We start from the raw sequence: 18,498 nt of genomic DNA, 5'->3' as shown, positions 1-18,498 counted from the left end.
GCCTACGTGTGCGGTGTCGTCTGTGCCGGATGGCGATTAACGTCTTATCCGGCCTACGCGTGCGGTGTCGTCTGTAGGCCTGATAAGCGCAGTGCATCAGGCAAGACCCGAACATATCGCAGATAGCAAAAAAGCGCCTTTAGGGCGCTTTTTTACATTGGTGGGTCGTGCAGGATTCGAACCTGCGACCAATTGATTAAAAGTCAACTGCTCTACCAACTGAGCTAACGACCCGAAGTGGTGGGTGATGACGGGATCGAACCGCCGACCCCCTCCTTGTAAGGGAGGTGCTCTCCCAGCTGAGCTAATCACCCGATACTACGCTGGATATTACTGACTAACCGAAGTTAGTGGTGGGTCGTGCAGGATGACTCGGCTTCGCCTCGCCCTACGGGCCGTTGCTGACGCAACGTTATCCTTCACGTTTTATTCTCGTTTCCACCGAACGATTGGTGGGTCGTGCAGGATTCGAACCTGCGACCAATTGATTAAAAGTCAACTGCTCTACCAACTGAGCTAACGACCCGAAGTGGTGGGTGATGACGGGATCGAACCGCCGACCCCCTCCTTGTAAGGGAGGTGCTCTCCCAGCTGAGCTAATCACCCCCGCTGTGTGGAGTCGCATTATAGGGAGAGTTGAAAATGAGTCAACGCATTTTCTAAAGTTTTTGTTTGTTCGTCGTAAAATTAAACAAAACGATCGTGAATTACCCCGCACTGCATGATTTCTATACGGAAATAGCAAAGCGCAGCGTTCTGACCGGATCAACATTGAGGAATCAAGCCACAGTGATAGAATACAAGGCTATTCATCTTTCCAGGATTTGCCGGTTGTCGGCATCTTTATAAACGTAAGGCCATTTCATGAAAATCAAAACTCGCTTCGCGCCTAGCCCGACAGGTTATCTGCACGTCGGCGGCGCGCGTACTGCTCTTTATTCCTGGCTTTTCGCACGTCACCACGGCGGTGAATTCGTGCTGCGTATTGAAGACACCGATCTTGAGCGTTCCACGCCGGAAGCCATTGAAGCCATCATGGATGGTATGAACTGGCTGAACCTGGAATGGGACGAAGGCCCATATTTCCAGACCAAACGTTTTGATCGCTATAACGCGGTGATTGACGAGATGCTGGAGGCGGGAACAGCCTATAAATGCTACTGCTCTAAAGAGCGTCTGGAGCAACTGCGTGAAGATCAGATGGCGAAAGGCGAGAAGCCGCGTTATGACGGGCGTTGCCGTCACAGCCACGAACATCATGCCGACGATGAGCCATGCGTGGTGCGCTTTGCCAACCCGCAGGACGGTTCCGTTATTTTTGATGATCAGATCCGTGGCCCGATCGAATTCAGCAATCAGGAACTGGACGATCTGATCATTCGTCGTACCGACGGTTCCCCAACCTACAACTTCTGTGTGGTGGTGGACGACTGGGATATGGAAATTACCCATGTGATTCGTGGCGAAGACCATATCAACAATACTCCGCGCCAGATTAACATTCTGAAAGCGTTAAACGCGCCGGTGCCGATGTACGCGCATGTGTCGATGATTAACGGCGACGACGGTAAAAAGCTGTCTAAACGTCACGGTGCGGTGAGCGTGATGCAGTATCGCGATGACGGTTATCTGCCGGAAGCGTTGCTGAACTATCTGGTGCGTCTGGGCTGGTCCAGCGGCGATCAGGAAATCTTCACCCGCGAAGAGATGATTAAACTGTTCTCCCTCGGTGCGGTGAGCAAGTCTGCGAGCGCGTTCAACACCGATAAACTGCTGTGGCTGAACCACCACTATATCAATACGCTGGCGCCGGAATATGTGGCGACGCATTTGCAGTGGCATATCGAGCAGGAAAATATCGACACCCGTAACGGCCCGCAGCTTGCTGAACTGGTGAAGTTGCTGGGCGAACGCTGCAAAACTCTGAAAGAGATGGCGCAGAGCTGCCGCTACTTCTATGAAGACTTCAGCGAGTTTGACGCCGATGCGGCGAAAAAACACCTCCGCCCGGTGGCGCGTCAGCCGCTGGAAGTGGTGCGCGACAAGCTGTCGGCGATTACGGACTGGTCAGCAGAAAACGTCCACCACGCGATTCAGGCCACGGCGGATGAGCTGGAAGTGGGGATGGGTAAAGTGGGGATGCCGCTGCGTGTGGCTGTGACCGGTGCCGGGCAGTCGCCTGCGCTGGATGTCACCGTACATGCGATTGGTAAAACCCGCAGCATTGAGCGCATCAACAAAGCGCTGGGCTTTATCGCCGAGCGTGAAAGCCAGCAGTAACGCCCGCTGAAACAGAATAAACGGCAGGGCAGACGCCTGCCGTTTATTCTTTGTTAGTCCGCCTCATTGATACCTAAACGCGTCAGAAATCCGCGAATACCTTCCCGCGATAAAAACAGCGCCAGTTTTTCCTGTTCCTGAGCAGACATATTTTCAACGGCATCAATAATTTGTCGATAAGCGTGACTGTGCGCCGCGTTCGCATATTCTGCGAAAGCCTCTTCCGCCTGATAAAACGCAGGCAGTTTGCGAAAAGCCGGAATATTGAGAATAAACTCCCGCACGCTGGCATCAATATGGATGAGTCTTGCGCGTCCGCCTTTGACGCCGGGAAATTTTTCGGTTTTCCAGTGTTGTTCTCTGATCCAGCGATTGACGGTTTGTCTGGCCACGCCGAGGCATTCAGCCAGCTCTTCAGTGGTCATTTTACTGCGTAATCTTTTCATATTATTTGCTATCGCGTATCCCTAAGCGTTGTAACAAACCGGTAATCCCTTCACGCACGAGGAGAGAGGTAAACTGTTTCTGCTCGGATGAGGTCATCTCTTTGGCGAGCGTCATGAGCAGCGCTTCAAGCGATGCGTTGCTGGCAGGCGTGAATGTGTCTGCGTGATGGTCAACTGAACGTTCAGCGCTGCGGATATATTCACGAACCTGTTCGTTTACATGAACCAGACGGGCTTTACCGCCCTGGACGCCAGGTTTGGGCGATGTTGCCCAGCCTTCTTTCCGTACCCATTTATTGATGGTTTGTCGGCTGTAACCGGTGAGATTAGCGAGTTCTTCTGGCGTCATCCGTTCCTTGAACATAACGATTCCCTGAATAGTCGTGGGGTTAATTAGTGGTTCATTTTATAGCACCATTTTAGTCGAAACCGTGACGTGTTTAACTACTGAATGCGAGTTGTGCCGCAATGTCCTTTATTTGAATGCTTTTTCAGCGATTGAATTCGGCAAGTTCATTTTGCCGTTGACACATGCCGAGGGAATTCATATGATGCCGCCCGTCAACTCGACAAGCTTTACGTAGTGGGGCTATAGCTCAGCTGGGAGAGCGCTTGCATGGCATGCAAGAGGTCAGCGGTTCGATCCCGCTTAGCTCCACCAAATTTACTCCCGATAAATTTGGCGTATACGTAAAAGCACTATGGGGCTATAGCTCAGCTGGGAGAGCGCTTGCATGGCATGCAAGAGGTCAGCGGTTCGATCCCGCTTAGCTCCACCAACATTCAAACCCTCGCTGAAAAGCGGGGGTTTTTGCTTTTTGTCACAAAATTCATGGCGTCTGATCTGCTCTTCAGGTGCGTTTGTTTGCCGCTGCTTTTGCGGTCAATATGAGCTTTTGTTAGATTGCTTCATAATGCGAATATACTTATTATTCATGCGCCTTATATAATGATGTGAGCATTAAAGCAATGCCGGATAAGTGTAACGTATTAAAAAATATAAAAATATTCTTACTGGCCTTCTGCCTGACCGTTCCGGCTATTCTGCTATCTCGTCTCATTTCTCCCCGCGCCACAATTGATTCCAGCTATATCTTTCTGGCCTGGCTACCGCTCTGCGTCATGTTTTCCGTGCTGTTCTTATTTGGCCGCCGTGGCGTCGCGCCGATGGTAAGCGGAATGATGTTGACTAATGAATGGAATTTTCATTTACCTCTGCCACAGGCGATGGTGCTGCTATTTTGCCAGACGTTTCCCGTGTTGCTGGTTTGCGCTATCGTACGCTGGCAGCTGGGCGCGCGCTGGCGCTACGGAATACCCAACCAAGGCATCTGGCTACGCGTTTTCTGGTTAGGGTTAATGACGCCGTTTGGCATAAAAATCAGTATGCATCTGGCGGGGCACTACCTGGCTTTCCCGGTGACCATCTCTACCTTCTTTGGCACCGGCACCGCTATTTTCTCGATTGTTGATTTATTGAGTCTGATTTCTGCCGCGCTTATTTTTACCCTCTTTTTCTATTATCCGCTGCGGATGATAGTCAGCCCGCACTATATTCGTATTTTCTGGCGGAGGGATATCGCTCCTTATCTCGCCAAAGAAAAACGCCTGTTTACGCTTCTCTGGTTTGCCACTCTGGCGACGCTATTAGCGGTGCTGTGTACGCCTTTCGAGACAAAGTATATTGCTGGCTATCTGGTGCCAGTCCTGTTCATTGGATTTACCATCGGCGTGGGGAAAATCAGCTATCCGCTGTTGAATTTTAGTTGGGCTCTCACTGCGCTATTCCTGCTTAGCTATAACCGCAATTTTCTGCAGGGCGTGGGCTCAGAATATTCGCTGGCATTTATCCTTTCAGTTCTCATTTCTTTTAGTATTTGTTTGTTGTACATGGCGCGGATTAATCAACGCAGCGAATGGTTGAATCGACAATGGCACTCGCAGGCATTGACCGATCCGTTGACGCAACTGCCTAACCTGCGCGCGCTGGAGCAGTTTCTTTTACAGGATGCCGGGCAAAGCGTGTGTTATCTACGCATGGAAAACCTGGAATTTCTGAGCCGTCATTACGGTATGCAGATGCGCGTGCATTGCGAACGCGAGGTGTTTCGCGTATTGCAGCCGCTGCTGCTGGAAAAGGAGAAAATTTTCCATCTGCCGGGCAGTGAATTATTGCTGGTATTGACGGGACCGGAGACGGAAGCCCGCCTGCAATATATGCTTAATGTGCTTAATAACCGCAAAATTTACTGGAACAATACCGGTCTGGACATGGAATACGGCGCATCGTGGGGAACATTCGATGGTCGCCAGGAAACCTTGCAACCGCTGTTGGGGCAGTTAAGCTGGCTGGCGGAGCAATCCTGTTCGCATCGTCGGGTGCTTGCACTGACCCAGAGTATTGAAGCCGCTTCCGGGCAGACGACGGAACGGGTGCTACGGTTGCAGAAAATCCGTCAGGCGCTGGAGCGTGGCGCGCTGGTTTTGTATGCGCAACCCATTCGCGACGCGCAGGGAAAAGGGTATGACGAGATTCTGACGCGGCTTCGGTGCGACGACGGTATCATGATGCCGAATCAGTTCATTCCGCTTATCGCCCAGTTTAACCTGAGCGTACGGTTTGATATGCAGGTGATGGAAGCGCTCCTGCAATGGTTGTCCGCGCATCCTTCGGCGGAGCAGGGGGCGCGTTTTTCGGTTAATTTGATGCCGCTGACGCTGCTGCAAAAAGAGACGGCGTCGCGCATTATGCAGCTTTTTAAACGCTATGGCGTCCCGCCTGCTTCGGTCATCATCGAAATTACTGAAGAACAGGCCTTCTCTCATTCCGAAATCAGTATGCACAATATCAACCAGCTGCGTAAGTTTGGTCTAAAAATCGCCATTGATGATTTCGGCACCGGTTATGCAAACTATGAACGGCTAAAACGCCTCAAGGCGGACATCATTAAAATCGACGGTTGTTTCGTAAAAGATATTCTGACGGACTCCCTGGATGCGATGATTGTGAAATCCATCACTGATTTAGCGAAAGCGAAATCGTTGAGCGTCGTGGCTGAGTTTGTTGAAACGCCTGCGCAGCGCGATCTGCTATTGCAGCTTGGCGTACACAGTTTGCAGGGATATCTGATTGGCCGCCCGCGCCCGTTAGGCAAATAAGCGGCATAAAAAAACCGGGGATAGCTCCCCGGTTTCTACATTAAACCCAGACTTACAGTACCAGCGCCGCGATAGAGGCGGACAGTACGCTCACCAGCGTAGAACCGTAAACCAGTTTCAGACCAAAACGGGAAACCACGTTGCCTTGCTCTTCGTTCAGGCCTTTAATCGCGCCCGCAATAATACCGATGGAAGAGAAGTTCGCGAAGGACACCAGGAAGACGGAGATAATGCCTTCAGCGCGTGGAGAGAGGGTAGAGGCGATTTTCTGCAGATCCATCATCGCCACGAATTCGTTGGAAACCAGTTTGGTCGCCATGATACTTCCTACCTGCAGCGCTTCACTGGACGGTACGCCCATTACCCATGCGACCGGGTAGAAGATGTAACCCAGAATGCCCTGGAAGGAGATGCTGTAGCCGAACCAACCGGTAACCGTTGCGAACAGCGCGTTCAGCGCCGCGATCAGCGCGATGAAACCGATCAGCATCGCCGCGACGATAATCGCCACTTTAAAACCTGCCAGAATGTACTCGCCCAGCATTTCGAAGAAACTTTGGCCTTCATGCAGGTTCGACATCTGAATATTTTCTTCGCTGGCATCAACGACATAGGGGTTGATCAGCGACAGAACGATAAAGGTGCTGAACATGTTCAGAACCAGCGCTGCGACCACATATTTAGGGTCCAGCATGGTCATATACGCGCCCACGATAGACATGGAAACGGTAGACATTGCGGTCGCCGCCATGGTGTACATGCGGTTACGGGACATTTTGCCGAGGATATCTTTATAAGCGATAAAGTTCTCAGACTGGCCGAGGATCAGCGAGCTGACAGCGTTAAAAGACTCCAGTTTGCCCATACCGTTTACTTTGGACAACAGAAAACCAATAGCGCGGATGACCACTGGCAGAACGCGGATATGCTGAAGAATACCGATCAACGCGGAAATAAAGACGATCGGGCACAATACTTTCAGGAAGAAGAACGCCAAACCTTGATCGTTCATACTGCCAAAGACGAAGTTTGTCCCTTCGTTGGCAAATCCGAGCAGTTTTTCAAACATCTCGGAGAAACCTTTTACGAAGCCAAGGCCAACATCCGAGTTCAGGAAGAACCAGGCCAGTAATACTTCGATAACAAGTAACTGAATGACGTAACGAATGCGAATTTTTTTACGGTCGCTGCTAACCAGCAGTGCGAGTACCGCAACAACGGCAAGCGCCAGGACAAAATGAAGGACGCGGTCCATATTTGCTCCAAATATGAGGCAGGTTTAATTTTCGTGCACATTCTATGCAACAGCCGTAAAGAAAACGAGATCCAACACACACTATAATAAGGACCTGTGACGAGATTCAAAATTAGTGATCTGTAATACACTTTTACTGTACTGAATATGAAAATGAAAAGTTATATCAGTGTGCTAATCTTGTAATGTTAAGCCAAACTGTTCTGATACAGGTCGTCAACGTATCGGTCTATCGTTTCACACTATCAAAGTAATCACCCGTACCCATTGAAATGCACTTGATAATCATTATCAATAAACATAGCATGAAACATAGCAAAGGCTATGTTTTTGAGGCAAAAGATGACTGACAATCGCGTAGAGAATAGCAGCGGACGGGCGGCGCGCAAGCTAAGGCTCGCATTAATGGGACCTGCGTTCATTGCCGCGATTGGTTATATCGATCCCGGTAACTTCGCGACCAATATTCAGGCCGGCGCCAGCTTTGGCTACCAGCTACTCTGGGTGGTGGTCTGGGCGAACCTGATGGCGATGCTGATTCAAATCCTCTCGGCAAAACTCGGAATCGCCACGGGCAAGAACCTGGCGGAGCAAATTCGCGACCATTATCCGCGCCCGGTAGTCTGGTTTTACTGGGTACAGGCGGAAATCATCGCGATGGCCACCGATTTAGCTGAATTTATCGGCGCGGCAATAGGTTTTAAGCTGATCCTGGGCGTCTCTTTATTACAGGGCGCGGTATTGACCGGTATCGCGACGTTTCTGATTTTAATGTTACAACGCCGCGGTCAAAAACCGCTTGAAAAAGTCATCGGCGGTTTACTGCTTTTTGTCGCCGCTGCTTACATTGTGGAGCTGTTTTTCTCTCAGCCTGATATGGCGCAGCTCGGCAAAGGAATGGTTATCCCGGCGCTACCGAACCCGGAAGCCGTATTCTTAGCCGCCGGCGTGCTTGGCGCGACGATTATGCCGCACGTGATTTATCTGCACTCGTCATTAACGCAGCATCTGCACGGCGGAACGCGGCAACAACGGTACTCAGCAACGAAATGGGATGTCGCTATTGCTATGACGATTGCCGGTTTTGTCAATCTGGCAATGATGGCGACCGCCGCGGCGGCGTTTCATTTTAGCGGCCACACCGGCATCGCCGACCTCGATCAGGCATACCTGACGCTGGAACCGTTACTAAGCCATGCGGCGGCAACGGTGTTTGGTCTTAGTCTGGTAGCGGCAGGGCTTTCCTCCACTGTGGTAGGGACTCTGGCGGGGCAGGTGGTGATGCAAGGGTTTGTCCGTTTTCACATTCCGCTGTGGGTACGGCGCACCATTACCATGCTGCCCTCATTTATTGTAATTTTGATGGGGCTGGACCCTACCCGAATTCTGGTGATGAGCCAGGTGCTGCTGAGTTTTGGTATTGCGCTGGCGCTGGTGCCGCTCCTGATTTTCACCAGTAACGCTACGCTAATGGGCGAGCTGGTGAACACGCGGCGGGTAAAACAGATTGGCTGGATAATTGTCGTGCTGGTCGTCGCCCTGAATATCTGGTTGCTGGTTGGAACGGTGATGGGGTTGTCATAAAGACAGAAAGATAGCAGGCCCGATGCGTGAACGTCATCGGGCTATTATTCAGCAGGAGGCTTAGTGATGATGTTTGTGACCCCGGCCTCGCCCGCGATGATCGTCGCGATCGCGCCAGCCTTCCCGATAACCGCGTTCATACGCTTTACGCTTATCCCAGCCGCGATGATAGCCGTTGTCATGGCGCCACCAGCGATTTTTACGCCATTCATAATGGTTGTGCCAGTAATCACGGTCGCGCCAGCGACCACCGTCCCAGTAGTTACCGTAATCATCGCGATCGCCAATCTGTAATTTTATTGAGGGCAACAGGGTGATTTCGCCCGCATTCGCGGCAAGCGGTGTAAAAGCCAGCAAGGCTGCCGCCAGAATCAGTGACCTGAACATACTTTCTCTCCTTCACGATCGAGCCGTCGCCGGCCTGTTAATGCAATATTACAAAGCAGTAAAGATTTGTTTCATCGCCTTAACTCTTAAATCATGAAGGAGAGCATTTTTTGCTAAAACCGGCCCTCCAGAATAGCGTCAATTTCTGCACATTCCGCCGCCGAAAAACGGCGATTGGCCAGCATTCCTACGGCGTCTTCGATTTGCGACGGTTTGCTGGCGCCAATCAGTACCGAGGTAACGTTATCGTTACGCAGCACCCAGGCGAGCGCCATCTGAGACAATTTTTGGCCCCGTCGTGCAGCCAGTTCATTCAACCGGCGAACTTTTTCCAGTTTGTCGGCGGTAATCTGTTCTGGTTTAAGGAAACGGCTTCCGCTCGCCGCGCGGGAATCTTCCGGAATGCCATTCAGATAACGGTCAGTGAGCTGCCCGCCCGCCAGCGGCGAGAAGGCAATACTGCCGACGCCTTTTTCCTGCAACAGCGCCAGCAGCCCGTCCTCTACCCAACGCTCAAAAAGCGAATATTTAGGCTGATGAATCAGGCAAGGCGTGCCGAGATCCTCCAGAATATCGATAGCTTGTCTGGCCAGATCGGCAGGATAGTTAGAGATCCCCACGTACAACGCTTTGCCCTGGCGCACAAGGTGATCTAACGCTTTCATCGTCTCTTTAAGCGGCGTTTCGGGATCGGGACGATGGTGATAAAAGATATCGACATACTCCAGCCCCATACGTTTCAGGCTTTGATCGAGGCTGGCGATAAGGTATTTCCGTGATCCCCAGTCGCCATAAGGGCCATCCCACATGGTGTAGCCCGCTTTGGTGGAGATGATTAACTCATCGCGCCACGGTAAAAAATCTTCCTGCAGAATGCGGCCAAAATTGCATTCTGCGGAGCCCGGCGGCGGCCCATAATTATTGGCGAGATCAAAGTGGGTAATGCCCAGATCGAACGCGCGTTGCAGCAGCGCCCGGCTATTTTCTACCCGTGTCGCATCGCCGAAGTTGTGCCATAACCCCAGCGAAATAGCGGGAAGTTTGACGCCGCTGCGCCCGCAGCGACGATACTCCATTGTGTGATAACGATTCTCATCGGGCTGATAAATCATGACCTTTCCCCCTGTGGCGTGAATAAATAGTGTATACGGTTACACTCGCCAGGCGGTATCCGGCTTTTACTGTTTGCCGCTGTAAACATTGTTTTCCAGGCTTTCATCCCCGTCGTGCTGGACAGCCATCGGCATTCCTTAATACTCAACATAATGTCAACGTCAGAAGGAAAGCTGTCATGCAAAACCCCTATACCGTGGCCGACTATTTGCTGGACAGACTGGCAGGATGCGGCATTGGCCATCTTTTTGGCGTACCGGGCGATTATAACTTGCAGTTTCTTGACCATGTGATTGACCACCCGACCCTGCGTTGGGTGGGATGCGCCAATGAGCTGAACGCCGCTTATGCCGCGGACGGCTATGCACGCATGTCGGGCGCTGGAGCGCTACTCACCACCTTTGGCGTGGGAGAACTTAGCGCTATTAACGGTATCGCGGGCAGTTACGCGGAATATGTCCCGGTCTTGCATATCGTCGGCGCGCCCTGTAGCGCTGCGCAGCAGCGTGGCGAATTGATGCACCATACCCTCGGTGACGGCGATTTTCGTCATTTTTATCGCATGAGTCAGGCGATATCCGCTGCCAGCGCAATATTGGATGAACAGAACGCCTGCTTCGAGATTGACCGCGTATTGGGTGAAATGCTTGCCGCACGCAGGCCAGGATACATCATGTTGCCCGCCGACGTGGCGAAAAAAACGGCCATCCCGCCTACGCAGGCGCTGGCGTTGCCCGTGCATGAAGCGCAAAGCGGCGTGGAGACGGCTTTTCGTTACCACGCCCGTCAGTGCCTGATGAACAGTCGGCGCATTGCGCTCTTGGCCGACTTTCTTGCCGGGCGTTTTGGTTTACGACCACTGTTGCAGCGCTGGATGGTGGAAACGCCCATCGCTCATGCGACACTACTGATGGGGAAGGGGCTTTTTGATGAGCAGCACCCGAACTTCGTTGGCACCTATAGCGCTGGCGCCAGCAGCAAAGAAGTGCGTCAGGCCATAGAGGACGCCGATAGGGTTATCTGCGTCGGCACCCGTTTTGTCGATACCCTTACGGCCGGATTCACCCAACAATTACCGACGGAACGCACGCTGGAGATTCAGCCTTACGCGTCGCGCATCGGCGAAACCTGGTTCAACCTCCCGATGGCGCAGGCGGTGTCTACGCTGCGCGAACTGTGCCTGGAATGCGCTTTTGCGCCGCCGCCGACGCGTTCCGCCGGACAGCCAGTGCGGATTGATAAGGGAGAACTGACCCAGGAAAGCTTCTGGCAAACCTTACAGCAGTATCTCAAACCCGGCGATATTGTCCTTGTCGACCAGGGGACCGCCGCCTTTGGCGCTGCCGCGCTGTCGCTTCCTGACGGCGCGGAAGTTGTGGTTCAGCCGCTGTGGGGGTCTATCGGCTATTCCTTGCCCGCCGCGTTTGGCGCGCAAACCGCCTGCCCCGATCGGCGGGTAATTCTGATTATTGGCGATGGCGCGGCGCAGCTCACGATTCAGGAGATGGGCTCGATGTTACGCGACGGGCAGGCGCCGGTCATCCTGCTGCTCAACAATGACGGCTATACCGTAGAGCGCGCCATTCACGGCGCGGCCCAGCGGTATAACGACATCGCGAGCTGGAACTGGACGCAGATACCACCGGCGCTAAACGCGGCGCAACAGGCGGAGTGCTGGCGGGTGACGCAGGCTATCCAACTGGCAGAGGTCCTCGAACGTCTGGCGCGCCCACAACGTCTGTCATTTATTGAAGTGATGTTGCCAAAAGCCGATCTGCCGGAATTACTGCGTACCGTGACCCGGGCGCTGGAAGCCCGCAACGGGGGATAATGGCCCCCGCTGCGCCGGATTAGGGTTCGTGACGGTTGGCGGCCAGCAACGGTTTTCCCGCCAGCAATAGCCAGGCGGGGAGCATCACAATGCAGAGCAGCGGCAGCAGATTGGTATCCGGTACGACGACTGCCGCCATAAACAGACTGAGCCAGCCGTCGCGCGTCACTACCAGCACTAAGCCAAGAATCGCGCAGGAGACGGTAATCGCCGCGGGTACGGCCTCAACATGGGCATGGAGCATGAGCCCCAGCGCCGCGCCGATAAACACAGCCGGAAAAATGCGCCCGCCGCGAAAGCCGCTCGCCGCCGCGATGACCAGCGCGGCGAGTTTGACGACGGCTAAGGTAAAATAATCTCCCGCGCCCAACGTCTGGCTAAACGCCATTTGTTGCATTTCGTCCAGGCCTTTAAACAGGGTAAGCGGCCCGCCAATGACGCCCAGAATACCCAGTATAAAACCGCCAATGCCGAGAATCAGGACCGGATTTTTCAGGCGGTGCAGCAACTCATGCAGACGCGGAAGGCACCAGACGGCGACCATCCCGGCGGCAATGGCGATCGCCGCGACGATCGCTCCGCTGGCAATGTCCACCAGCCGCATCTGCGTGTAATGGGCGATGGGTAACGAAAAATGCGGATGAAAGAACAGGCTGGTGGTGAGTGACCCCGCCGCTGCCGCCATTAACGGCGCAAACAGGCGATCCCACATGGGAATATCGTTAGAGCCGCTAAGCGTTTGCGAAAAAATCAGCGCTGCGGCGACGGGCGTGCCGAATAGCGCGCCGATGGTGCCCGCTGAGGCCAGAATCGTCCAGTCTAACGCCGTGATACGCGGAAACAGGCGGGAGCCGAAAGCCGCCGCCAGCGCGATATTTATTGTCATTATCGGATGCTCTGGCCCCAAACTTACCCCACCAGCAAGGCCGATGATTAAGGCGAGAAGCAGCCCGGGCAGCGCAGATGGCGAGACCGGCATACTGATTAACGGTTCGATGGCCGGATCGGGGCCAGCGTGTCCGGGACTGTAACGGATAATCAAACCCACCACGATCCCGGTTAGCGTGAGCATACCCACTATCCAGAACGGCGAATCATAAGCGATGCCGATGCTGGTGGGCAGTCGTTGCCAAAGAAATTGCTGAAAAACCGACGCGACTTTCATCGCCGCGATTAAAACCAGGCTTGACGCTACGCCAATAATCAGCGCGGGGAGCGACAGCAGCAGCATCGTTCGGGCACGCGGGTGGAACATAATCTCTTCCTTACACGGGGTCGTATACCTATTTTGCACAGCCTGCCCGACGGCATTGCTGCAATTGGTGCTGAAACAAGAAAGTAATTCTGTGATGAAGATCTATATTTATAGGCAGTCAGCCTGATGGCCGTTGTTGTTATGCCCCCATGAATTTACAGTGTGACAAAGACTTATTTTGACTTTAGCGGAGCAGTAGAAGAATGACAAAGTATGCTTTAGTAGGAGATGTAGGCGGCACGAATGCGCGTCTTGCCCTGTGTGATATCGCCAGTGGAGAAATCTCGCAGGCCAAAACGTATTCCGGCCTGGATTATCCCAGTCTTGAGGCCGTGGTGCGCGTTTATCTTGATGAGCATAGCGTCAGAGTGGAAGATGGTTGTATCGCCATAGCCTGCCCGATTACCGGTGACTGGGTAGCGATGACTAACCATACCTGGGCTTTTTCTATTGCGGAAATGAAAAAAAATCTCGGCTTTAGCCATCTGGAAATCATCAACGATTTCACCGCCGTGTCGATGGCGATCCCGATGCTGAAAAAAGAGCATTTAATTCAGTTCGGCGGCGGCGAACCGGTAGACGGCAAACCTATTGCGGTGTATGGCGCGGGAACCGGCTTGGGCGTGGCGCATCTGGTGCATGTGGATAAGCGTTGGATTAGCCTTCCGGGCGAAGGCGGGCATGTCGATTTTGCGCCTAATAGCGAAGAAGAAGCTATGATTCTGGAAATATTGCGCGCCGAAATTGGCCACGTTTCCGCCGAGCGCGTGCTGTCTGGCCCGGGGCTGGTGAATCTTTACCGGGCGATTGTTAAGTCCGACAACCGTCTGCCGGAAAATCTGCGCCCGAAAGATATTACCGAACGCGCCCTGGCGGATAGCTGTATCGATTGTCGCCGCGCGTTGTCGCTCTTTTGCGTCATCATGGGGCGATTTGGCGGCGATCTGGCGTTAACCATGGGAACATTTGGCGGCGTTTATATCGCTGGCGGTATTGTCCCGCGCTTCCTGGAATTTTTTAAAGCGTCCGGCTTCCGTGGTGGCTTTGAAGATAAAGGCCGCTTTAAAGATTATGTACACGGTATTCCGGTCTATCTGATTGTCCATGATAACCCTGGCTTGTTAGGTTCCGGCGCGCATCTGCGCCAGACATTAGGTCATATTCTATAAGCCAGATGGTGGCATAAACGCCTTATCCGGCCTACAAAAGTGTGTCATCTGTAGGCCTGATAAGCGCAGCGTCATCAGGCAATTAATCATTCTCTTGCCAGTCTCAAACCGCGTGCCTCACGCGGTTTTTTTTCGCCTGTTACCGGCCATGCCGACACGCGTCACATTTCTGCTTAGCAGAATTACTTATCCAGTAAAAGCATTATTCATCTGGTAACAAGCGTAGGCTTCTCACCGTCATAATTTCCCTCGTTAACTATTACGAGGAAAACGTTATGACTAAAAAACTGATTGCCGTTTGTGCGTGTCCGATGGGCCTGGCTCACACCTTTATGGCGGCGCAGGCGCTGGAAGAGGCGGCGGTAGAAGCGGGATACGAAGTCAAAATCGAAACCCAGGGCGCTGATGGTATTCAAAACCGTCTCACGGCGCAGGACATTGCCGAAGCGACGTTAATTATCCATTCCGTAGCAGTAACGCCGGAGGATAACGAGCGTTTTGAATCACGCGATGTATACGAGATCACGCTTCAGGATGCCATTAAAAATGCTGCGGGCATTATCAAAGAAATTGAAGAGATGATTGCCGCCGAACAACCGTAATTCTCGACAGGGATACAGATATGGCCATTAAAAAACGCAGTGCGACTGTTGTACCCGGCGCATCCGGCGCGGCAGCGGCAGTCAAGAAACCGCAGGCCTCTGGTAATAGCTTCTGGGGCGAACTACCGCAGCATGTGATGTCCGGAATTTCACGCATGGTGCCGACGTTAATTATGGGCGGGGTGATCCTCGCTTTCTCGCAGTTGATTGCCTATAGCTGGCTGGACATTCCCGCGGATACCGGCATCATGGACGCGTTGAACAGCGGAAAATTCGCTGGTTTTAATCTCTCCTTGTTGAAGTTCGCCTGGTTATCGCAATCTTTCGGCGGCGTGTTATTTGGTTTCGCCATCCCGATGTTCGCTGCCTTTGTGGCGAACTCCATCGGCGGCAAACTGGCGTTTCCGGCTGGTTTTATCGGCGGTTTGATGTCCACTCAGCCAACGCAGGTGCTGAATTTTGATCCGGCCAGCCTGCATTGGGTGACCACCGCGCCAGTCCCGTCAACCTTTATCGGCGCGCTGATTATTTCTATCGTCGCGGGATATCTGGTGAAGTGGATGAACCAAAAAATCCAGTTGCCTGACTTTCTGCTGGCCTTTAAGACCACCTTTTTACTGCCGATTCTCTCCGCCATTTTTGTGATGCTGGCGATGTACTACGTGATTACGCCCTTTGGCGGCTGGATTAATGGCGGAATTCGCACGTTGCTCACCGCGGCGGGTGAAAAGGGGGCATTAATGTACGCGATGGGAATCGCCGCCGCGACTGCCATCGACCTCGGCGGTCCCATTAACAAAGCCGCAGGATTTGTTGCCTTTAGTTTTACCACTGACCATGTGTTGCCGGTGACGGCGCGTTCCATCGCGATTGTCATCCCGCCGATTGGTCTGGGGCTGGCGACGCTGCTCGACCGTCGTCTGACCGGTAAACGTCTGTTCAACGCGCAGCTTTATCCGCAGGGTAAGACGGCGATGTTCCTGGCGTTTATGGGGATCAGCGAAGGGGCGATTCCCTTTGCGCTGGAAAGCCCGATCACCGCCATCCCGTCTTACATGGTCGGCGCCATCGTGGGGTCGACGTTCGCCGTCTGGCTGGGCGCGGTGCAGTGGTTCCCGGAGTCGGCAATCTGGGCGTGGCCGCTGGTAAGCCATCTCGGCGTCTATATCGCGGGTATTTTACTGGGCGCGGTGATAACGGCGCTGATGGTGATCTTCTTGCGCCATATGATGTACCGCCGGGGTAAATTGCTGATTGAAAGTCTGTGAAATAAGGACTGATAACATGACGCGACTGACATCGCTTCGCCAATGGCTCACCGAGCGCCAATTAGATGCGGTACTGATCTCCTCGCGCCCGAACAAGCAGCCGCATCTGGGCATTTCCAGCAGCTCAGGATTTGTCCTGATCAGCCGCCAACATGCGCATATTTTGGTTGATGCCCGTTATTACGCCGATGTGAAAGCGCGCGCGAACGGATATTGCATACATCTGCTTGGCGGGCAACAGACGCTGGTGTCGCTGGTGAATCAGATTATCGCTGCGGAAAATCTGCAAACGCTTGGCTTTGAAGGCGCGCAGGTCAGTTGGGAGACGGCGCGTCGCTGGCAGACAGAACTGCAGGCCACCATGATCAGCGTCTCCATTGACGCGCTGCGGCAGGTTAAAACGGCGGTGGAAATCGACCGTATTCGTGAAGCATGTCGCATTGCTGATGCGGGTGCGGAACACATTCGCCGCTTTATCGCGCCAGGCCAGAGCGAGCGGGAAATCGCCGCTGAACTGGAGTGGTTTATGCGCCAGCGCGGCGCGGAGAAAGCCTCCTTCGATACTATTGTCGCCAGCGGCTGGCGTGGCGCGCTGCCGCACGGCAAAGCCAGCGATAAAATCGTGGCGGCGGGGGAATGGATAACTCTCGATTTCGGCGCGCTGTATCAGGGATATTGTTCCGATATGACCCGAACTTTTCTGGTGCCCGGCGCGGGCGCGCCGCAGGAGCATCCGCTGTTTCCCGTCTATCACATTGTCCTTGAGGCACAGCTTGCCGCCATTGCGGCTATTCGTCCGGGCGCGCGCTGTCTGACGGTGGATGCCGCCGCGCGCGACGTTATCGACCGGGCGGGATATGGCGAGTTTTTCGCTCATAACACCGGCCATTCTATCGGCATTGAGGTACATGAAGATCCCCGCTTTTCGCCTGATGACCACACAGTACTTGCACCGGGAATGCTACTGACCGTGGAGCCGGGCATTTATCTGCCGGAGCTGGGCGGGGTACGCATCGAAGATGTTGTACTGGTCACGTCGGAAGGCGCGGAAGTGCTCTATTCCATGCCGAAAATCGTATTACTGACAGGAGCCGCATGATGGATTTATCGCTACTGAAAGCGCTGTGCGAGGCGGATGCTATCGCCGCGTCAGAACAGGAGGTTCGCCAGATCTTACTCGACGAAGCGGATCGCCTGCATAAAGAGGTGCGCTTCGATGGCTTAGGATCGGTATTGATCCGACTTAATGCCTCGGATGGCCCGAAAGTCATGATCTGCGCGCACATGGATGAAGTGGGATTTATGGTGCGCAGTATTTCCGGCGAGGGGGCGATTGATGTGCTGCCGGTGGGCAATGTGCGAATGGCGGCGCGTCAGCTCCAGCCGGTCCGCATCACCACGCGGGAGGAATGTAAAATTCCCGGCCTGCTTGATGGTGAGCGCAGCGGCAACGAGGTGAGCGGACTGCGGGTCGATATTGGCGCGCGTTCTTATGACGAGGTGATACAGGCGGGGATTCGTCCCGGCGATCGTGTGACTTTTGATAGCGCGTTTCAGGTGTTGCCGCATCAGCGGGTGATGGGTAAAGCCTTTGATGATCGGCTCGGTTGCTATCTGCTGATAGCGTTGCTGCGTGAATGGCACGATGCGGAATTAGCGGCGGAAATCTGGCTGGTGGCCAGTTCCAGCGAAGAGGTGGGATTACGCGGCGGTCAAACGGCGGCCCGCGCCGTTGCGCCGGATTTAGCCATCGTACTGGATACCGCCTGCTGGGCGAAAAACTTTGATTATGGCGCGGCGAATCATCGGCAAATCGGTCAGGGACCGATGCTGGTGCTGAGCGATAAGTCGCTGATTGCGCCGCCAAAACTAACCGCCTGGGTTGAGAGCATCGCAGCGCAAGCGGAAATACCGCTACAGTTGGATATGTTCAGCAACGGCGGAACGGACGGCGGGGCGGTGCATCTGAGCGGAACGGGCATCCCGACGGTGGTGCTTGGTCCGGCAACCCGCCACGGACATTGTGCCGCCTCGATTGCCGACTGTCGCGACATTCTGCAGACACAGCAGTTGCTATCGGCGCTGATGACCGGTTTTACGCGCGATACTGTGGCTCGCCTGACGGATTTCAGGTGCTGATTTCGCGCTA

General features: G+C 53.7%; 15 protein-coding genes and 6 tRNA genes. 11 read left to right on the top strand and 10 right to left on the bottom strand.

The window, feature by feature from the left end; all coding sequences use genetic code 11:
* Window positions 1-158: 158 nt before the first annotated feature.
* The 4 genes from ACLD4F_RS07365 to ACLD4F_RS07350 all read right to left on the bottom strand — a co-directional run bounded on the left by ACLD4F_RS07365 (window position 159) and on the right by ACLD4F_RS07350 (window position 606).
* Window positions 159-234, bottom strand: a tRNA-Lys gene (locus ACLD4F_RS07365).
* A gap of 4 nt (window positions 235-238) precedes the next feature.
* Window positions 239-314: transfer RNA gene (locus tag ACLD4F_RS07360), tRNA-Val, on the bottom strand.
* A 136-nt stretch (window positions 315-450) separates the two neighbouring features.
* A tRNA-Lys gene (locus ACLD4F_RS07355) sits at window positions 451-526 on the bottom strand.
* A 4-nt stretch (window positions 527-530) separates the two neighbouring features.
* Window positions 531-606, bottom strand: a tRNA-Val gene (locus ACLD4F_RS07350).
* A gap of 258 nt (window positions 607-864) precedes the next feature.
* On the opposite strand from ACLD4F_RS07350, the gene gltX reads away from it, so the two are divergent.
* Window positions 865-2,280, top strand: a complete 1,416-nt coding sequence (gltX, locus tag ACLD4F_RS07345; RefSeq protein WP_000695623.1) for a glutamate--tRNA ligase — start codon at window positions 865-867, stop codon at window positions 2,278-2,280.
* Window positions 2,281-2,333: 53 nt separating this feature from the next.
* Here the strand turns inward: gltX and ACLD4F_RS07340 are convergent, their stop codons facing one another.
* Both ACLD4F_RS07340 and ACLD4F_RS07335 read right to left on the bottom strand, forming a co-directional pair.
* Window positions 2,334-2,726 (bottom strand): MerR family transcriptional regulator, encoded by a 393-nt coding sequence (locus tag ACLD4F_RS07340; RefSeq protein ID WP_000826514.1) that lies wholly within the window; start codon window positions 2,724-2,726, stop codon window positions 2,334-2,336.
* Between the two features lies 1 nt (window position 2,727).
* Complete coding sequence (locus tag ACLD4F_RS07335; RefSeq protein ID WP_000472034.1) at window positions 2,728-3,090, bottom strand: MerR family transcriptional regulator; 363 nt, start codon at window positions 3,088-3,090, stop codon at window positions 2,728-2,730.
* Between the two features lie 221 nt (window positions 3,091-3,311).
* Between ACLD4F_RS07335 and ACLD4F_RS07330 the strand changes: the two genes are divergently transcribed.
* The 3 genes from ACLD4F_RS07330 to ACLD4F_RS07320 all read left to right on the top strand — a co-directional run bounded on the left by ACLD4F_RS07330 (window position 3,312) and on the right by ACLD4F_RS07320 (window position 5,885).
* A tRNA-Ala gene (locus tag ACLD4F_RS07330) sits at window positions 3,312-3,387 on the top strand.
* A 42-nt stretch (window positions 3,388-3,429) separates the two neighbouring features.
* Window positions 3,430-3,505 (top strand) — tRNA-Ala (locus ACLD4F_RS07325).
* Between the two features lie 190 nt (window positions 3,506-3,695).
* A complete protein-coding gene (locus ACLD4F_RS07320; RefSeq protein WP_001112951.1) occupies window positions 3,696-5,885 on the top strand; it encodes a sensor domain-containing phosphodiesterase in 2,190 nt (729 codons plus the stop codon).
* 52 nt (window positions 5,886-5,937) lie between these two features.
* Here ACLD4F_RS07320 and nupC read toward each other — a convergent pair whose 3' ends face one another.
* Entirely contained in the window at window positions 5,938-7,140 is a 1,203-nt protein-coding gene (gene nupC / locus ACLD4F_RS07315) for a nucleoside permease NupC (RefSeq protein WP_000376347.1), read from the bottom strand.
* 342 nt (window positions 7,141-7,482) lie between these two features.
* Between nupC and ACLD4F_RS07310 the strand changes: the two genes are divergently transcribed.
* On the top strand, window positions 7,483-8,724 hold the full coding sequence (locus ACLD4F_RS07310; RefSeq protein WP_000131734.1) for an Nramp family divalent metal transporter: 1,242 nt from the start codon (window positions 7,483-7,485) through the stop codon (window positions 8,722-8,724).
* A 60-nt stretch (window positions 8,725-8,784) separates the two neighbouring features.
* On the opposite strand, the gene ypeC is transcribed toward ACLD4F_RS07310, so the two are convergent.
* Together ypeC and mgrA are read right to left on the bottom strand one after the other, a co-directional pair.
* Window positions 8,785-9,111, bottom strand: coding sequence for a DUF2502 domain-containing protein YpeC (gene ypeC / locus ACLD4F_RS07305; RefSeq protein ID WP_000490091.1), 327 nt, complete (start codon window positions 9,109-9,111; stop codon window positions 8,785-8,787).
* 113 nt (window positions 9,112-9,224) lie between these two features.
* Window positions 9,225-10,223 (bottom strand): L-glyceraldehyde 3-phosphate reductase, encoded by a 999-nt coding sequence (mgrA, locus tag ACLD4F_RS07300; RefSeq protein ID WP_000640285.1) that lies wholly within the window; start codon window positions 10,221-10,223, stop codon window positions 9,225-9,227.
* A 179-nt stretch (window positions 10,224-10,402) separates the two neighbouring features.
* On the opposite strand from mgrA, the gene ACLD4F_RS07295 reads away from it, so the two are divergent.
* Window positions 10,403-12,055, top strand: a complete 1,653-nt coding sequence (locus tag ACLD4F_RS07295) for an alpha-keto acid decarboxylase family protein (RefSeq protein WP_079944969.1) — start codon at window positions 10,403-10,405, stop codon at window positions 12,053-12,055.
* A gap of 19 nt (window positions 12,056-12,074) precedes the next feature.
* Here the strand turns inward: ACLD4F_RS07295 and ACLD4F_RS07290 are convergent, their stop codons facing one another.
* Window positions 12,075-13,310, bottom strand: a complete 1,236-nt coding sequence (locus ACLD4F_RS07290; protein ID WP_000468920.1) for an ion channel protein — start codon at window positions 13,308-13,310, stop codon at window positions 12,075-12,077.
* Between the two features lie 203 nt (window positions 13,311-13,513).
* Here ACLD4F_RS07290 and glk point away from each other — a divergent pair, with 203 nt between their 5' ends.
* From glk to ypdE, 5 genes are all read left to right on the top strand, one after another.
* A complete protein-coding gene (gene glk, locus ACLD4F_RS07285; RefSeq protein WP_079944968.1) occupies window positions 13,514-14,479 on the top strand; it encodes a glucokinase in 966 nt (321 codons plus the stop codon).
* Between the two features lie 275 nt (window positions 14,480-14,754).
* Entirely contained in the window at window positions 14,755-15,081 is a 327-nt protein-coding gene (locus ACLD4F_RS07280) for a PTS fructose transporter subunit IIB (protein ID WP_000162759.1), read from the top strand.
* A gap of 20 nt (window positions 15,082-15,101) precedes the next feature.
* Entirely contained in the window at window positions 15,102-16,349 is a 1,248-nt protein-coding gene (locus ACLD4F_RS07275; protein WP_001528423.1) for a PTS fructose transporter subunit IIC, read from the top strand.
* A 16-nt stretch (window positions 16,350-16,365) separates the two neighbouring features.
* On the top strand, window positions 16,366-17,448 hold the full coding sequence (gene ypdF / locus ACLD4F_RS07270) for an aminopeptidase (RefSeq protein WP_172496999.1): 1,083 nt from the start codon (window positions 16,366-16,368) through the stop codon (window positions 17,446-17,448).
* A complete protein-coding gene (ypdE, locus tag ACLD4F_RS07265; protein ID WP_172497062.1) occupies window positions 17,448-18,488 on the top strand; it encodes an aminopeptidase in 1,041 nt (346 codons plus the stop codon). The genes ypdF and ypdE overlap by 1 nt, the downstream gene beginning before the upstream one ends.
* Window positions 18,489-18,498: the final 10 nt, after the last annotated feature.

Source organism: Salmonella sp. 741265050_HSA (assembly GCF_046569445.1).
Lineage (GTDB): Bacteria > Pseudomonadota > Gammaproteobacteria > Enterobacterales > Enterobacteriaceae > Salmonella > Salmonella enterica.
The sequence above is the reverse complement of the archived record's forward strand: the minus strand, read 5'-3'. Positions and strand labels throughout refer to the sequence as shown.

Excerpts from the sequence above, each read along its gene's own strand:
- gltX (WP_000695623.1), top strand. The coding sequence starts at position 865 with ATGAAAATCAAAACTCGCTTCGCGCCTAGCCCGACAGGTTATCTGCAC.
- ACLD4F_RS07340 (WP_000826514.1), bottom strand. The coding sequence starts at position 2,726 with ATGAAAAGATTACGCAGTAAAATGACCACTGAAGAGCTGGCTGAATGC.
- ACLD4F_RS07335 (WP_000472034.1), bottom strand. The coding sequence starts at position 3,090 with ATGTTCAAGGAACGGATGACGCCAGAAGAACTCGCTAATCTCACCGGT.
- ACLD4F_RS07320 (WP_001112951.1), top strand. The coding sequence starts at position 3,696 with ATGCCGGATAAGTGTAACGTATTAAAAAATATAAAAATATTCTTACTG.
- nupC (WP_000376347.1), bottom strand. The coding sequence starts at position 7,140 with ATGGACCGCGTCCTTCATTTTGTCCTGGCGCTTGCCGTTGTTGCGGTA.
- ACLD4F_RS07310 (WP_000131734.1), top strand. The coding sequence starts at position 7,483 with ATGACTGACAATCGCGTAGAGAATAGCAGCGGACGGGCGGCGCGCAAG.
- ypeC (WP_000490091.1), bottom strand. The coding sequence starts at position 9,111 with ATGTTCAGGTCACTGATTCTGGCGGCAGCCTTGCTGGCTTTTACACCG.
- mgrA (WP_000640285.1), bottom strand. The coding sequence starts at position 10,223 with ATGATTTATCAGCCCGATGAGAATCGTTATCACACAATGGAGTATCGT.
- ACLD4F_RS07295 (WP_079944969.1), top strand. The coding sequence starts at position 10,403 with ATGCAAAACCCCTATACCGTGGCCGACTATTTGCTGGACAGACTGGCA.
- ACLD4F_RS07290 (WP_000468920.1), bottom strand. The coding sequence starts at position 13,310 with ATGTTCCACCCGCGTGCCCGAACGATGCTGCTGCTGTCGCTCCCCGCG.
- glk (WP_079944968.1), top strand. The coding sequence starts at position 13,514 with ATGACAAAGTATGCTTTAGTAGGAGATGTAGGCGGCACGAATGCGCGT.
- ACLD4F_RS07280 (WP_000162759.1), top strand. The coding sequence starts at position 14,755 with ATGACTAAAAAACTGATTGCCGTTTGTGCGTGTCCGATGGGCCTGGCT.
- ACLD4F_RS07275 (WP_001528423.1), top strand. The coding sequence starts at position 15,102 with ATGGCCATTAAAAAACGCAGTGCGACTGTTGTACCCGGCGCATCCGGC.
- ypdF (WP_172496999.1), top strand. The coding sequence starts at position 16,366 with ATGACGCGACTGACATCGCTTCGCCAATGGCTCACCGAGCGCCAATTA.
- ypdE (WP_172497062.1), top strand. The coding sequence starts at position 17,448 with ATGGATTTATCGCTACTGAAAGCGCTGTGCGAGGCGGATGCTATCGCC.